The organism is Capnocytophaga sp. oral taxon 332 str. F0381 (genome assembly GCF_000318275.2).
In the GTDB taxonomy this organism is placed as follows: domain Bacteria; phylum Bacteroidota; class Bacteroidia; order Flavobacteriales; family Flavobacteriaceae; genus Capnocytophaga; species Capnocytophaga bilenii.
In genome coordinates this window covers 14,131-14,484 of the sequence record NZ_KB291273.1, presented here as the reverse complement: position 1 = coordinate 14,484, position 354 = coordinate 14,131, and the positions used below count along the sequence as shown (strand labels likewise).

The 354-nt window shown below is 44.4% G+C and carries 1 protein-coding gene; it reads right to left on the bottom strand.

Translation table 11 applies throughout. The features are described 5' to 3' along the window. A partial coding sequence (locus HMPREF9075_RS13410) for a hypothetical protein (RefSeq protein ID WP_009414999.1) occupies positions 1 to 354 on the bottom strand: 354 nt, incomplete at both ends.

The window sequence follows — 354 nt, the reverse complement described above, 5'->3', positions numbered from 1 at the left end:
GACCCACAGCTAAACCCACAGGAAGTTGGAGCATTCCACCTCGTGTCGTACTGATAAACTTTCCGTTGTTATCAACACTGCTACTGAGTTTTAGAAATCGCACCTCTTTATCTGTAGGGGTAGCCGTGCCGTAATGGTCGTTATCATAAACACTGCCTACTAATTGAGATTCAGTGCTATAGGTAACAGTGTAAGTATCGTCTTGAGCAGTAAGGGTTGTGGTAGTACTTGTGGTAGTAGTAGGTGTAGTTGTGGTGCTTGTTGTAGTAGAAGTTGATGTGGTAGGTGTCGTGGTTTGGGGTAGTACTATTACGGTGGCGGTAGCAGTAGCAGAGTGGGTAACATCTTTAATAT